10 protein-coding genes and 2 pseudogenes are annotated in these 13605 nt (G+C 67.6%); 2 read left to right on the top strand and 10 right to left on the bottom strand.

The annotated features are described in order from the left end of the window. Positions 1-14 precede the first annotated feature (14 nt). Together ACVWZ8_RS11685 and ACVWZ8_RS11680 are read right to left on the bottom strand one after the other, a co-directional pair. Positions 15-955 (bottom strand): annotated as a pseudogene (locus ACVWZ8_RS11685) (o-succinylbenzoate synthase); the annotation flags it as partial. Between the two features lie 264 nt (positions 956-1219). Continuing rightward, a complete protein-coding gene (locus ACVWZ8_RS11680) occupies positions 1220-2560 on the bottom strand; it encodes a glycoside hydrolase family 32 protein (RefSeq protein ID WP_456504727.1) in 1341 nt (446 codons plus the stop codon). Between the two features lie 132 nt (positions 2561-2692). Between ACVWZ8_RS11680 and ACVWZ8_RS11675 the strand changes: the two genes are divergently transcribed. Beyond that, entirely contained in the window at positions 2693-3658 is a 966-nt protein-coding gene (locus ACVWZ8_RS11675; RefSeq protein ID WP_456504726.1) for a phosphatase PAP2 family protein, read from the top strand. A 131-nt stretch (positions 3659-3789) separates the two neighbouring features. Here ACVWZ8_RS11675 and ACVWZ8_RS11670 read toward each other — a convergent pair whose 3' ends face one another. From ACVWZ8_RS11670 to ACVWZ8_RS11655, 4 genes and pseudogenes are all read right to left on the bottom strand, one after another. After that, on the bottom strand, positions 3790-4296 hold the full coding sequence (locus ACVWZ8_RS11670) for a hypothetical protein (protein WP_456504725.1): 507 nt from the start codon (positions 4294-4296) through the stop codon (positions 3790-3792). A 343-nt stretch (positions 4297-4639) separates the two neighbouring features. Next, positions 4640-5669 (bottom strand): annotated as a pseudogene (locus ACVWZ8_RS11665) (MFS transporter). A 65-nt stretch (positions 5670-5734) separates the two neighbouring features. Further along, positions 5735-7129 (bottom strand): MinD/ParA family ATP-binding protein, encoded by a 1395-nt coding sequence (locus tag ACVWZ8_RS11660; RefSeq protein WP_426979154.1) that lies wholly within the window; start codon positions 7127-7129, stop codon positions 5735-5737. A 117-nt stretch (positions 7130-7246) separates the two neighbouring features. Beyond that, positions 7247-8062, bottom strand: coding sequence for an MBL fold metallo-hydrolase (locus ACVWZ8_RS11655; RefSeq protein WP_456504724.1), 816 nt, complete (start codon positions 8060-8062; stop codon positions 7247-7249). Between the two features lie 210 nt (positions 8063-8272). Between ACVWZ8_RS11655 and ACVWZ8_RS11650 the strand changes: the two genes are divergently transcribed. Next, positions 8273-8896 (top strand): TMEM175 family protein, encoded by a 624-nt coding sequence (locus ACVWZ8_RS11650; protein ID WP_426979156.1) that lies wholly within the window; start codon positions 8273-8275, stop codon positions 8894-8896. A 116-nt stretch (positions 8897-9012) separates the two neighbouring features. Here the strand turns inward: ACVWZ8_RS11650 and ACVWZ8_RS11645 are convergent, their stop codons facing one another. From ACVWZ8_RS11645 to ACVWZ8_RS11630, 4 genes are all read right to left on the bottom strand, one after another. After that, entirely contained in the window at positions 9013-9549 is a 537-nt protein-coding gene (locus tag ACVWZ8_RS11645; protein WP_426979157.1) for an acyltransferase, read from the bottom strand. A gap of 62 nt (positions 9550-9611) precedes the next feature. Then, a complete protein-coding gene (locus ACVWZ8_RS11640) occupies positions 9612-11171 on the bottom strand; it encodes a dihydrolipoamide acetyltransferase family protein (protein WP_456504723.1) in 1560 nt (519 codons plus the stop codon). A 2-nt stretch (positions 11172-11173) separates the two neighbouring features. Continuing rightward, positions 11174-12298: an alpha-ketoacid dehydrogenase subunit beta gene (locus ACVWZ8_RS11635; protein WP_456504722.1), complete on the bottom strand. Its 1125-nt coding sequence runs from the start codon at positions 12296-12298 to the stop codon at positions 11174-11176. Continuing rightward, complete coding sequence (locus ACVWZ8_RS11630) at positions 12295-13488, bottom strand: thiamine pyrophosphate-dependent dehydrogenase E1 component subunit alpha (RefSeq protein ID WP_456504721.1); 1194 nt, start codon at positions 13486-13488, stop codon at positions 12295-12297. Before ACVWZ8_RS11630 ends, ACVWZ8_RS11635 begins: the two co-directional genes overlap by 4 nt. Between the last annotated feature and the right edge of the window lie 117 nt (positions 13489-13605).

The following is a 13605-nucleotide window of genomic DNA, read 5'->3' as shown; positions in this document are numbered from 1 at the left end:
CCGGCAACCCCTCTGGCGTACTCCGCCAGCAGGTCCGGGGCGGCGGCTACGTCGCGGAGCCGGATGGCGCCGTCGTCGGGCACCAGCGGGTCCCGGCTGACATCGGCGGCGAGCAGGGACACGGTCCCGAGCCCGCAGGCGTACGGCAGTTCCGGCAGGGCGGCCGCGAGCGCCAGCCCCGCGCGGATCCCCACCGACGTGTCCAGGGCCGAACTGACGACGGCGGGGAGCCCGGCCAGCGCCACGATGTCCAGGGCGCGGCGCACTCCCCCGAGCGGCGCCACCTTCACCACGATCAGGTCCGCGGCGCCGGCCCGCGCCACCTTGAGCGGGTCGTCCTCCTTGCGGACACTCTCGTCCGCGGCGATGAGCAGGAAATCCCGGCCGCCAGCAGCCGGCGCCGGACTTCGGCGAGGCCGGCGATGTCCGGCACCGGCTGTTCGGCATACTCCAGCCCGACGGCGGAGAGCCGGGTCAGCGCCTCGACGGCCGCCGGGACATCCCAGCCGCCGTTCGCGTCCACCCGGATGGCGGCCTCCGGCAGCGCTTCCCGGACCGCGGCGACCCGGGACACGTCATCCGCCAGGCTTTGGCCGGGCTCGGCGACCTTGACCTTGACGGCGTCCACCCGGCCGAACCGGGCCAGGATGTCCGGCACCGCGTCGGCCGTGACCGCGGGGACGGTGGCGTTGACCGGGATGCTGCTCCGCAGCGGCTCGGGGAATCCCTGCCAGCCGGCCTCGATGGCGGAGGCGAGCCAGCGGGAAGCTTCCGGATCGGCGTATTCGGGGAAGGGGCAGAATTCCCCCCAGCCCAGCGGCCCGCGCAGGAGCAGGGCCTCGCGCTGCAGGATGCCGCGGAATTTCACCCGCATCGGCAGGCTCACCACATGGGCACCGGCCAGGAGTTCGTCCAGCACGGGGAACTGCGCCGCTAGCGAGGGCGCGCGATTCATGGAGAGATTCGGAGACGGCGGGTCCGCGTTGCTGAGCATCTTTTCACTCTACCGGCGGCTCACTGCGGCGGCTCACGAGCGAGCCCCCGTGCCTTGAGCGGGCCGGCGTTGACTGGGGGTGAGCCACCTACTTTTCAGGAGACTCGTCTCGGCCGGCCCGCTCAAGGAGCACCATCCCGGCGGAGAATCCCTCCGGTAAGCACGATTCTAGAAACCGGCCGCCGACGCGGCACGAGTAGGGCCTACCTGTCTTATCGTGGGGCGCTACGCCTGCCCCGGGTGCCGCAGTTCCCAGACATCGGCCGACGCCCCATGCGGCAATTCGAGCTGCCACACCTCACCGGCTTCAGGGTAGGCGCGCAGGGTCGTGGGCACTGAACCGTGGCGGTAGGCCTCCATGATCGAAGCGTCGATGAAGATCCGGAGCTCATCGCCGCCGGCCACTGCCTCGGTGAACACGGTCCGCTGCCGCCGGGTCGAGCTGAGGACGAGCCTGATCCGCCCCTCACCCCCGGTCACGTGGGCCTCGGCGTGCGGGGGCAGGGTCAGGGTTCCGGCGGCGCCCGTGTGTTGTTGGGCGCCGCGGTAGGCCCGGAGTTCCGCTGCCGGTTCGACGGCGAGCGCCCCGCCGTGCGCGGAGAGCTGCCGCGGAAACGTCAGGACTCCGGCCCAGCCGGCGTCGTCGGTCTGCTCCGGACTGCGGCCCCGCCGGTCCTCGCTGCCCGTCGATTCCGGGGACCAGCCCCAGAGCAGGGTCCGCTCCGGCAGCGGCAGGATCTGCGGTGCATAGAAATCGCGGCCAAGATCGGCCTTCCCGCCCGTTTCCGGGGCGAAGACCGGCAGCCCGGCTAGCCCCGGGACGAGCGCACCGAGGAGATAGCCGACGCCGTTGGGGTGCTCGTGGTGGTCCGTGGAAAGCCACAGCGAGGCCATCAGCAGCCAGGTTTCCGCCCCGGACGAGTCCGGGACGCTGACCAGTTGCGGACACTCCCAGATCTCCGCAGGAAGGTGCCGGGCAGCCAGCGGATCATCCGAGCTGAACCAGATCCCTTCATATTTCCAGCTGCGGAGATCGTCCACGCTGTAGAGCAGGACGGCCGCCCGTCCCGATGCCAGCCCGGCACCCTGGAGCGCGAAGCGCCGGCCCTGGAAGCGGAAGATGAACGGATCACGCACAGCTGTGATCCGGGGGTCCGGGGGTATCCCCGCTGCCACGTGCCCGTCCTGTGTCCACGTGGTCAGGCCATCGGAGCCCCGCGCCAGGACGACGCGGGAGTTGCCGCCCTCAGACTCGACGCCGGAGTAGGCAGCGGTGGGGACTCCGCCGTCGTCGGTCACCACCCCCGTCCAGCAGCCGAGCGCGTCCGGCCCACCGGGCTGGGGCCGGAGCGCGACCGGTTCCTCCTGCCAGCGGACCAGATCCGCGGAGCTCAGGTGCCCCCAGCAGATGCCGTGATGCCGAGCCGAGTCCGGGTTGTATTGGAAGAACACGTGGTAGCGGCCGTCGACGTAGCTCAGGCCGTTCGGATCGTTGATCCAGCCTTTCCCCGGCCTGGCATGAAAGCGCGGGAAGGCAGGATCCGGATGATTCGGCACGGTGTCCATGGCCACACACTACCCGCGCGCGGGATGACAGGTCACGGCCGTGCCGGGCGGAATCATTGCGGTGAAATGTCCTCGGATGCCGCCTCGACACAGCCTGCCCTCAGGCGGCTCGCAGAGTTTTATGGGAACCTGATGACGATGAGTTTTCGCCAGGGACATACGAGCAAACACCCGGCTGAGGGGTACCCGCAGCCGGGTTTGACCCGTGCCTCGTCACACCCCGGCAAGGGCCTGGGTAAGGGCCTGGGGCCGATGTTTCTGCTGGCCACCCTGGCCTGCCTGGCCGCACTCGCCGTCACATATTACTTCTTCGTCCGCACCACCACGGGACAGTTCATCGACGAATCGGCGCTGGTCGAGGCCGTCGAGATCCATGGCACCGCGGGTAATGCCGCCAATAAGCTTCTTGACTGGCTGCCGGCCCTGTCCGTGCTGATCGCCACGGTCGTCATCCTGTTTGTCACCGTCCTGCGGCGGCGCTGGGCCGCGGCCGGGATCGCCATGGCAGCCTGCCTGGGCGCGAACGTGGCCACCCAGATCCTCAAGGACCTCGTGCCGGTCCGGCCGTACCGCGGAATCGAGACATTGGAACTGAACTCCCTGCCGTCGGGCCACACCACGCTGGCGGCGTCCGCCGCAGCCGCCGTGTTTCTGGTGGTCTCGCCGCGCTGGCGTCCGCTGGCAGGCTTCCTGGGCGGCAGCTTCGCCGTCGCCACCGGCCTGTCCACCCTCATCAACCAGTGGCACCGCCCCTCCGACGTCGTAGCCGCCTTCCTCGTGGTGGCGGCGTTTATGCTCCCGGCCGGCTGGCTGATCATCCGCACCGGACCGCGCTGGAATGTCTGGACCGGCTACGGGGAACACTGGGCGGCCTCGCGCCTCTGGCTCGCGCTTCCCGTGCTGGCAGTACTCGGCTCGGCCGTGCTGGCCAGCTACTCGCTGCTGCAGATCGCGCCGGGCACGGGACAGGAAAGCAACACGAGCAACTACTTCTGGGCCGGGACCTCACTGATAGTGATCGCCGGGTACCTCGCGACGGTTGCCGGTGTGTGGCTGTTCGGCCACGCCGCGCGACGGCGGGGCGCGCCGCAGCGCTGAGGGGCACCGCGGGGCGGCGCGCTCCGAACTCGCCCGCCCCGAAGCCATGATGTTCCGGGGCCGGCGGTTCGCAGCATCAGCGGGGTATAACGGATGCCCACGCGGTTGAAGCAATCGGAGTCCGAAATTACTTAGGAAATTGCCGCGCAAACATCCACTTTCGGACCGGTCGACTTCACAGCCAGGACATTGAAAGTTGCGAGCGAATCCAGCGTGAGGACCAACCTGCCGGTGTACTGCGTGATAGCGGGACCACCCACGTCGCTGGCAAAGAAGACGGCCCCGTTATGGCCCGTAAACGTTGCGGTCACGGTTCCATCCGGATTTGGGACGTACCGCGCAACCGACCCGGCAGTATTGACCGTGTAGCTCTTCTTGGTGCCGACGTTGGTGTAAGTGAGAAGAACGCCTTTACCCACCGTGAAGATGCTGCCATTCCTAAGTTCGACCTTGGTGATCTTTCCACCCGTGCCGGTGACTGTGACCGGGAAACCGCAGCCTTCCGTCGTCGTGAAGGTGAAATTCTGAAGCTCAGGCGGGCGGCTGACAGCTGCGCCCGCGGGCGCAGCGGCGAGAAGCAGGGCTGCTGTTGCGACAAGGGGCGTGAACCAGCGGGACTGATTTCCGAACATGAACATCTCCTAATTTTTTTGCGTCGAAACGCATCACCCATCCGGGCGGAGACCATGCGCTGCAAATAGTCACGGGCGAACCCTGACGGCGGCACTCGTGCCGCCCCGCGTAGGGCCGGCCTGGATGCGCCGGCGCAGGGATCGACCTTACTAAGCTCACGTGGCTTTCGCCCGAGTAGTCGATACCTGTAATCGCGGCTGTTCCTCGGTACGCAGCAGCGTCCGAGGAACTTCACGACCCTCACTTTGCCCGACCTTGCCGCTGAATTGGGTGCCTTCACCCCGCTCTTCGCGCAGCTACGTGCCCGGTCCCTCACGCCCTGCCGCAAACAAGTCCGGAGATCTGCCCTCAGTAGTTCCGCCGGTGCCTGAGGCGGGGGATGGTGACGGCGAAAACGGCCGCGGCAGCGAAGCCGAGCACGCCGGTGGCGCCCTCTCCCGCCCCGAGCGAGGCCACGGCCGTCACTCCCGAGAGCAGCACGGGCCCGCCGGTGGCGCCGGCGTCGGCCATGAACCGCCAGATGCCGAGGAACTGGCCGCGGCCGTTGTCGGGCGAGAAATCGGCGCCCAGGGTCATGTTCAGGCCGGAGCTGATGCCGTTGCCGAAGCCGATCAGGAGCGCCGCGAGCAGCAGTCCCACAAAGCCGGTGCTGAGCGGGATCAGCAGCATCGCCGTCCCCATGATCAGCGTGGAGGGGACCGCGACCCACTGCCTGCCCTTGCGGTCCATCAGCTTACCGGCAGGGTAGAAGACCAGCATGTCGATGGCACCGGAGAGCCCGTAGATGAGCGACGCCTGGGTTGCATCCATCCCCAGGTGTTCGGCCCAGAGCGGCCATCGCCACGACGCCGGCCCAGTAGGCGCCGGTGATGCCGGCGAACTGCATCACCGCGGCGCCGATGAACGGGCCGATGAAGATGCCGATCCGGTTGACGCCGCCGAGGGTGGACAGGGCCTGGGCCCTGAGGATCACCGGCACCGCCTCGGTCAGGTACTTCTGCCGCGCCAGGCTGAAGACGCTGGCGGCCATCCCGACGACGAGCATCGCCACGGCGAGCAGCCAGAGCCCCTCGGGCACCTGTGCGGAGAGGGCCGCCCCGGCCAGCGCGATGGCACTGGCGGCGGCCGCACCGACGATCGCCCAGCGTTCGCCGAACTTCAGTGTGATGAGCGAGGCCGGGAGGTTGAAGAACCAGGATCCGAGCCCGATCAGCGTGACGACCAGCGCGGCTACGGCCACCGAGGCGCCCAGGTCCCGGGCGGACAGCGCCACGACCGGAAGGATTGCGCCTTCACCGATGCTGAAAAGCAGGGCCGGGCCGAACGCGGGAACGGCGATGCTGCGGAGGCTGAACGGTGCGGGGCGTGTAGTGGTCATCCCCTTCATCCTAGGGGCCGAACAAAACGCGGCTGCCCCGGGCACCCGCCCGACTAAGGCACGGCCTAGACGTACCCGTCCACGATGGCGGCGGCGATTTCCCGGTAGGCGCGCCGTGTTTCCGGGCGGAGCACATCCAGGGTGACCAGGTCACCATCGGCCACACCGCGGTCGTGCGGGACGGCAATCAGCTGGCGGCAGATCCCGGACAGGTGGTCTTCGATCGCGTCCTTGTCCACCCGGGAGGAAACCTCGTCCTTGTCCGTGATGACGACGACGGCGTTGCGGGCCAGTTCCTCGTAGCCGTGGCTGGCCAGCCAGTGCAGGGTGCTGCGGGCCCGCTTGGCGCCGCTGACCGCGTAGCCGGCCGCGATGATCAGGTTGTCCGCGGACTGCAGGATGCCGCTCATGGCGTTGTGTGTGACGCCGGTGCCACAGTCGGTGAGGGCCACCGAGTAGTAGCCGGAGATGAGTTTGCGGATCCGCAGGTACTCTTCGGCCGTCAGGGAGTCCGAGACCTCGGGATCCTGCTCTCCGGCGATCAGGTGCAGCCGGCCGGCATGGTGCATATACCGGGCCAGGGCGGTAAGGGAATCGACGGACTCGATGTTCTGCAGCAGGTCCGTGATGGTGCGGGGACTCTGCTGCTGGTAAATGCCCTCGCCGAGGGCGCGCTCCACAAGGTCGCCGGAGTCCGGGTTGGCGTCGATCGCGCACGGCGGGTCCCCGCGGAATTCCGCCAAGGTCAGGCCGACGCCGACGGTGGTGGAGGTCTTGCCGATGCCGCCCTTGAGGCTCAGGACGCCGGTGTTGTAGCTGCCCTGGAGCTGGCGGGAGATGCGCCGCGCGAGCTCGTCTTCTTCGCGCTGCCGTGCGCTCGGGCCGAGATTGAGGCCGCCCCCGGTCATCTTGTAGAGGGCGCCGCGGAAGCCGCCTACAGGCTTCGGCTTCTGCTCGCGGACGAAGAGGCCGGGCGAGCTGATGAAGTCCGGAACCGGAGCCGAGGCCAGGGCCGCTGCCCGGCTGGCCGTGCGGGTGGAACGGGGCGGCTGGGCCGGGACGCTGGGCGCCGTCTCCGGGGCAGCCGGCAAGGCCGACCGCCGGGAGGGTGCTGCGCCGGCGTCGGAGTCCGGAACCTCGGTGGCGTCCGGGGACAGCGGATCTCCGGCGGGAACCACCGGTGCCGTGGGGACCTGGCGGATCACCGGTGTCGATCCGGTGGCGGGCTCCGAATTGCGTTCGTCGGCTGCTTCGGCGGCCTCGGCCCATGAACTGCGGCGCTTCGGTTCGGCACGGTCGGCGGCTTCGGCGGGGCTGGTGCGAGGATTGATGACCGGCATGGTTCCTGTCCAGGCAGCTTCGTCACCGTCGGCACGACGCAGGTCGCGCCGACGGCGGGTTTCAGGCTGCCCTGAGTTGTCAGTAGTGGCAGCTGAATTGTCTTCCACCGAATCGGGCATCGTTGATTTCTCCCAGGACTCACAGCGGGGCATGCTGCGGCGCTTGTTTGACGTCGTTCAAAGGGCAAGTCTAGGCGCAGTCGTGAGCACCCTTATCATTCGGGGAAAATGAGGGCTTCAGTGGTGCGCCCGGGTCTCCTGCAGGCGCCTGATGAACCATCGTGACTGCTCAGGGCCGTAGGGAAGGACCGGGATGGCCTTGGTGGCGTCGTCGGGGGTTTCCCGCGTGGCCTGGATGGCCTGGCGCACCGCGGTGCCCATGGTGTTGGCCATGGTCTTGACGAACTGGTCGCTGCAGGGTTCCCCATGGCCGGGAACCAGGAAGTCATAGCGGTGACGCAGCGCGGACACGTGCCGGAGGGCGTCCGCCCATTCCTCGGGGTACGAGTCTTCAAAAGAGGGGTGCGAGCCCTGTTCCACGAGGTCACCGGCGTAGAGCGTGGTGGCTGTTCCGACGAGGAGGTCCCCGTCGGTGTGGCCGCGGCCCAGGTAGAACAGCGTGACGGTCTGGCCGCCAAGGTCCACCAGGACCGGCTGGTCCTTCACGATCGCGTTCGGAACCACGAGTTCGACGTTGCTGCCTTCGCCGGCAGCCATTTCCGGCTCCTCGGCTGCGACGGCGCGGCGCTGGCTGTCCCCGTTCTCTTCGATCTCCGCAGCGCAGCTCTCGTGCGCCCAGAACTCCGTCACGCCGTCGTCAGCGAAGACAGCGTTGCCGAAGAAGTGGTCATAGTGCGCGTGCGTGTTGACGACGACCAGCGGCAGCCCGGTCTTGGTCCGCACTGCCTCCAGGATCTCGCGTCCCTGCCGGGGCCCGCCGCCGGTGTCGATCACCATGGCGCGTTCGGTGCCGACCACCAGGCCGGTGTTGAGCAGGGAACCTTGGGTTGTCAGGACGTAGTTGTCCGGACCTACCTCGAGCCATCGTGACATTGAATCTCCGTATTCCGGCACTGTTCCGGCGCCGCTGGTGCGATGTTCTGCCCTCGATTGTACCCATGCCCGGCTGACAATTCCCGGAGGGCATACCCGCCTTTGGGAACCCAACGGGAAGCCATCGCCTGGGGCAGCGCCGCCGTGTAGCCTGTGGCTACTTCAGTTGTTCCGCCACTTGCTCCATCGAACGATCGGAGGTTGCTCCCGATGGAATCCGGCACGTCACTGGAGCGGATGGTGTTCTTCAGCGACGCCGTCTTTGCGATCGCGCTGACGCTACTGGCACTGGACCTGAAGCTGCCTGCCGGCATTCCGGCGGAGCAGCTGGACGATGCCCTGGTCGCTGCGCTGCCGCAACTGCTCGCGTATGCGCTGTCATTCCTCATCATCGCCAGGACCTGGATGTCACACCATTCCGACTTCGCACGGATCCGCCGTTTCAATGTGAACCTGGGCCGGCTGAATCTGGCCCTCTTGTTCTTCATCGCCATGCTGCCCGGTCCGACGTCTGTGCTCAGCCAATACGGGGATGACCCCACGCCCTGGCCGAGTGTTCTGTACGCCGCCAACATCGCCGCGGTCTACCTGACCATGGCGGCCATCTGGGGGTACGCCAAACATGCAGACCTGATGGAGCGGGAAATGGCACCCGACGGCCACCGGAAGGTATTCAGCATTCGGCTGGCCGGGGCGCTGGTCTTCCTGCTCTCGATTCCGGCGGCGTTTGTCCTCAACGCCTACACACCGTTCCTGTGGCTACTGCTCGTGCCGGCGTCATGGGCGGCCCGCCGGTTTTCGGCACCCGCTGAACGCCGGGCCGACCGAAACTGACCCCGGCCGTCTCCGTCGGTTCCCGTGGCCGGCAGAACAACCGTGTATACACCCCGGCGACCGTTGGGATGCTCGCGGTCGCTCGTTCGCAGGTGCTGGCGGGCGTACCGTGACGGCTACTTCCAGCCAGTGATGTCACTACGAATCTCCGCCGGGTTACCGGATACCACCACGTTCGCGGGGACATCGCGGCTTACAACAGACCCGGCACCGATCACCGCGTTATCGCCAATCGTGACGCCTTTGAGGATGATCGCTCCTGTACCGATCAGGACGTGGTTGCCAATCTTGATCGGCTTTGTCGGATTGCTGGTGCGGCCGTCCGCATAGGTGAGCGTGTGGAAGTCGGTGTCGAGGATCTGGACGAGCCAAGAGAACTCACAGTAGTCGCCTATGGTCAGCCCGGACCTGACGTTGATCCGGGACCGTGCGCCGATCTTGGTTCGGGACCCGACAGACATCAAAGCCGGCGCTTCGGGGGTTCCAATAACTGCGACGTGTGTCCCCTTGCCAATCACAAAACCGGAGCCCGCATGAATACTGCCATCCTTGACGGTGATCTTCGTCCCTCTGTCCACTCGGGCTCTTGGCATCCCAAGTGAGGCTGCGCGGGCACGGTTTTCAGCGGAACGAAGCTTCCCCCAGATATTCATGGCCCCATCATAGGGCCATCTCCGACCACCGCAGGCCTCCTCCGGCAGCCGCGCCGGACCCGTCACATATCCGCCAGGACAGACCCCGGATTTTCGATCGCATCGGCGACGTAGCGCAGGAAGCCGCCGGCCGTTCCACCGTCGCAGACACGGTGGTCGAAGGTGAGGGTCAGTTCGGTGACCTTGCGGACCGCGAGTTCGCCGCTGACAACCCAGGGCTTGTCGATGATCCGTCCGACGCCGAGAATTCCCACCTCGGGGTGGTTGATGATCGCGGCGGAACCGTCCACGCCAAACACGCCGTAGTTGTTCAGTGTGAACGTGCCGCTGCCCAGCTCCGCCGGGGTCGCCTTGCCTTCGCGGACGACGGCGGTAAGCCGGCGGATCTCGGCGTCGAGTTCGCGGGCGCTGAGCTTGTCCGCGTTGCGCACGGAGGGCACCATGAGGCCGCGGTCGGTCTGCGCCGCGAAGCCGAGGTTGACGCCGTCGAAGGCCACAATCTCCTGCATCGCGCCGCCCGTGGTGTCCTCGGTGGTGACGATGCGGGTGTTGAGTTCAGGGAACTTCTTCAGCCCTGCGGTGACGAATCGCGCGATGAAAGCAAGCAAACCGGGGGTGTTGTGCGGGTCCGCATTCTTCAGGGCGGCCCGCATCTCCACGAGCGCCGTGGCGTCCACATCGACCCACACCGTGGCTTCCGGGATCTCGGAACGGCTGCGCGCCATGTTCGCCGCAACGGCCTTCCGCACACCGCGCACGGCAGTGCGCCCGGAAATGCCCAGGCCAGTGCGTGCGTCTGTGTCGGACGCCGCGACAGCCTCAACCACGGGGCGCTCAGCCACTGTGGACGGCCTGATGACAGCCTCGACATCGCGCCGCATAATGAGCCCGCTGGCCCCCGACCCGTGGAGTCCCCCCAAATCAACCCCATGATCGCGTGCCATCCGGCGAACCAGCGGAGATATAACAGCCCCCAACTTCCCGGGCACCCGGGTCCGCATCAGCAGCAGGTCATCGGCAGCCTTCTCCGCCACAGAAATCTGGCTCGCGGCACCCGAAGTCTCGACGGGCTCGACCGCCGAAGACTTCCGTGGCCGCGTCCGCCGGGCAACCCCATGCCCGCCCGGAGTCCCGTACCCAATCAGGACATTCCCGGACCCGGCCTTCTCCTCCTCGCGGTAAGTTTCTGCGGCAACCACGGCAGGTGACTCAACCGCGGACTCAGTCGCTGCAGGCAATGCCGCCCCGGGAGTGGCATCGGGCCTGTCGGAGCCGGCAGCATCGTCCGCAGGACGAATGCTGTCCGGCGAAGGGGCGGGGGCGGCATTGCCTGTGGCGGCGCCACCGGCGGCAGCAGTCACACCTGGACCAGCCACACCGATAGGAGTCACCGAGATCAGCGGCTTGCCGACGTCGAGCGTCTGGCCGGGTTCGCCGTGCAGCACGGCGACAGTGCCGGCGTACGGGGAGGGCACCTCCACCAGGGACTTGGCCGTCTCCACCTCGGCGATCGGCTGGTCCACGCGGATCTCGTCGCCCACAGCCACGAGCCAGTGCACGAGTTCGGCTTCGGTGAGTCCTTCGCCGAGGTCCGGGAGGAGGAATACTTTCGTTTCGCTCATGGTCAGTCTTCCCACTGGAGGTCGTCAACGGCGTCGAGGATGCGGTCCACGCCGGGCAGGTAGTAGTGCTCAAGTTTCGGCGCCGGGTACGGCACATCGAAGCCGGTGACCCGGCGGATCGGCGCGGCGAGGTGATGGAAACAGCGTTCCTGGACCCGGGCCACGATCTCGGAGGCCACGGAGGCAAAGCCGTGCGCCTCGGCGATAACCACGGCGCGGCCGGTCTTGCGGACCGAGGCGCAGACCGTCTCGTCATCGAAGGGCACGATCGAGCGGACGTCGATCACTTCGAGCGAGCGGCCTTCCTCGGCGGCCGCAGCGGCGGCGGCGAGCGCCGTCGGGACGGAGGGGCCGTAGGCGATCAGCGTCGCGTCGGTTCCCGGGCGGGCGACGGCGGCACGGCCCTCGGAGGAGGTTCCGCGCTCGGTGTTCGCCGTGTGCTCGGCACGCAGCGCCTCCAGGTCCACCTGGTCCTTGGACCAGTAGAGCTTCTTGGGCTCCATGAACATCACTGGGTCGTCGGAGTCGATGGCTTCGCGGAGCATCCGGTAGCCGTCCGCCACAGTGGCCGGGGTGAAGACCTTCAACCCGGCGGTGTGCGCGTAGTACGCCTCGGAGGAGTCGCAGTGGTGCTCCACTCCCCCGATGCCGCCGGCGTACGGGACGCGGATGACCATGGGCAGCTTCACGGCACCCTTGGTGCGGTTGTGCATCTTGGCGACGTGGCTGACGATCTGCTCGAACGCCGGGTAGGCGAAGGCGTCGAACTGCATCTCGATGACCGGGCGCATGCCGTTCATCGCCATGCCCACGGCCATGCCCACGATCCCGGATTCGGCCAGCGGCGTGTCGAAGCAGCGGCTCGTGCCGAAGGTCTTGGTGAGCCCGTCCGTGATGCGGAAGACGCCGCCGAGCATGCCGACATCCTCGCCGAAGACCAGGACCGAGGGGTCCGCGTGCATCGCGTCGGCCATCGCGGTGTTCAGTGCCTTGGCGAGGGTGATGGTCTGCGGGCCGGTCTGCTCTGTTTTCTGCTCGGACGCAGCCGCGGCCTTGGCGGCCGCTCGCGCGGTGGCGGAGCTGACGTTGCCGTTCGCCTCGGACGAGGTGGTGACTGTGGGGCTCATTTCGCGGCCTCTTCCCGGGCGAGCTCGTCGGCGAGCAGGGCGGATTGTTCCGTCAGCTGCGGGGTGGGGGTGGAGAAGACGTACTTGAAGAGGTCCAGCGGCTCCACCGGGACGTCCTCACCAAGGCCTTCGCGCAGCTGCGCGGCAACCGCTTCGGCCTTTTCGGCGATCCGGGCAGTGCCGCCGTCGTCGAGCAGTCCGCGCTCCGTCAGGTAGCTCTTCATCCGGCTCAGCGGGTCCTTGGCCACCCACTGCGCGACCTCGCTGTCCTGGCGGTAGCGGGTGGCGTCGTCGGCGTTGGTGTGGGCCTGCATCCGGTACGTGTGGGCCTCGACGAGCAACGGCCCGGAACCATCGCGGGCCAGTTTGACGGCGCGGCCCAGCACGGCGAGCAGGGCCACGATGTCATTGCCGTCCACGCGTTCCCCGGCCATGCCATAGCCTACGGCCTTGTGGGCCAGCGACGGTGCGACCGACTGGTGCGCCAGCGGGACCGAGATCGCGTACTGGTTGTTCTGGACAAAGAAGACGACCGGCAGGTGGAAGACCGCGGCGAAGTTCAGCGCCTCGTGGAAGTCACCCTCGCTCGTGGCGCCGTCGCCACACATGGCCAGGACAACGGTGTCCTCCCCGCGCAGCTTGGCGGCATGGGCCACCCCGACGCCGTGGAGCAGCTGCGTGGTCAGCGGCGTGCACTGGATCCCGACCTTATGCCTGGCGGGATCGTAGCCGCCGTGCCAGTCGCCGCGGAACAGCGTCATGGTCTGGACGGGGTCTACGCCGCGGGCCATCACGGCCACCGAGTCGCGGTAGGTGGGGAACATCCAGTCGCCGTCGGAGAGGCAGAGGGCAGCGGCAACCTGGCAGGCCTCCTGGCCGTGGCTGGAGGGGTAGACGGCCATCCGGCCCTGGCGGACGAGGGCGGAGTTCTGGTCATTGACGCGGCGCCCGACGACGAGCTGCTCGTAGGCGGTCATCAGTTCGTCATCGCCGGGGAGGCTGTACTCGTGGCCGGCCTGGGCGCCCTGCTCGGTGTGGAGGTTCAGGGTGCCGTCAGGGCCGACCATCTGGATCTGGTGGCGGGCGGGCAGCATGTAGTCCTCGGCTGTGATGCCGAACTTGCGCACGGCCTCGCTGGCGGCGTCTTCAGCTGGCGGGTGCTGTGCAGTGTGGTCTGCGGAGATCGTCATTGGTCCGTCCTTCTGTAGCCACTATTCACTCCCAGTATGCTGGCGGACACTGTTTCGTATCCACCTCTACGGAAAATCGTGGAGAAGTCCCAAAATTTGGCCTAATCTGGAAGACGA

The sequence above is a fragment of the Arthrobacter sp. UYCu723 genome (assembly GCF_054059215.1).
Note: the sequence above shows the minus strand (reverse complement) of the source record. Positions and strands in the feature narration are given on the sequence as shown.

Bases quoted from the DNA above. Each gene is read 5' to 3' on its own strand.
- ACVWZ8_RS11680 (WP_456504727.1), bottom strand. From the start codon at position 2,560: ATGGACACCGTGCCGAATCATCCGGATCCTGCCTTCCCGCGCTTTCAT.
- ACVWZ8_RS11655 (WP_456504724.1), bottom strand. From the start codon at position 8,062: ATGTCACGATGGCTCGAGGTAGGTCCGGACAACTACGTCCTGACAACC.
- ACVWZ8_RS11660 (WP_426979154.1), bottom strand. From the start codon at position 7,129: ATGCCCGATTCGGTGGAAGACAATTCAGCTGCCACTACTGACAACTCA.
- ACVWZ8_RS11650 (WP_426979156.1), top strand. From the start codon at position 8,273: ATGGAATCCGGCACGTCACTGGAGCGGATGGTGTTCTTCAGCGACGCC.
- ACVWZ8_RS11640 (WP_456504723.1), bottom strand. From the start codon at position 11,171: ATGAGCGAAACGAAAGTATTCCTCCTCCCGGACCTCGGCGAAGGACTC.
- ACVWZ8_RS11630 (WP_456504721.1), bottom strand. From the start codon at position 13,488: ATGACGATCTCCGCAGACCACACTGCACAGCACCCGCCAGCTGAAGAC.
- ACVWZ8_RS11675 (WP_456504726.1), top strand. From the start codon at position 2,693: ATGACGATGAGTTTTCGCCAGGGACATACGAGCAAACACCCGGCTGAG.
- ACVWZ8_RS11635 (WP_456504722.1), bottom strand. From the start codon at position 12,298: ATGAGCCCCACAGTCACCACCTCGTCCGAGGCGAACGGCAACGTCAGC.
- ACVWZ8_RS11645 (WP_426979157.1), bottom strand. From the start codon at position 9,549: ATGAATATCTGGGGGAAGCTTCGTTCCGCTGAAAACCGTGCCCGCGCA.
- ACVWZ8_RS11670 (WP_456504725.1), bottom strand. From the start codon at position 4,296: ATGTTCATGTTCGGAAATCAGTCCCGCTGGTTCACGCCCCTTGTCGCA.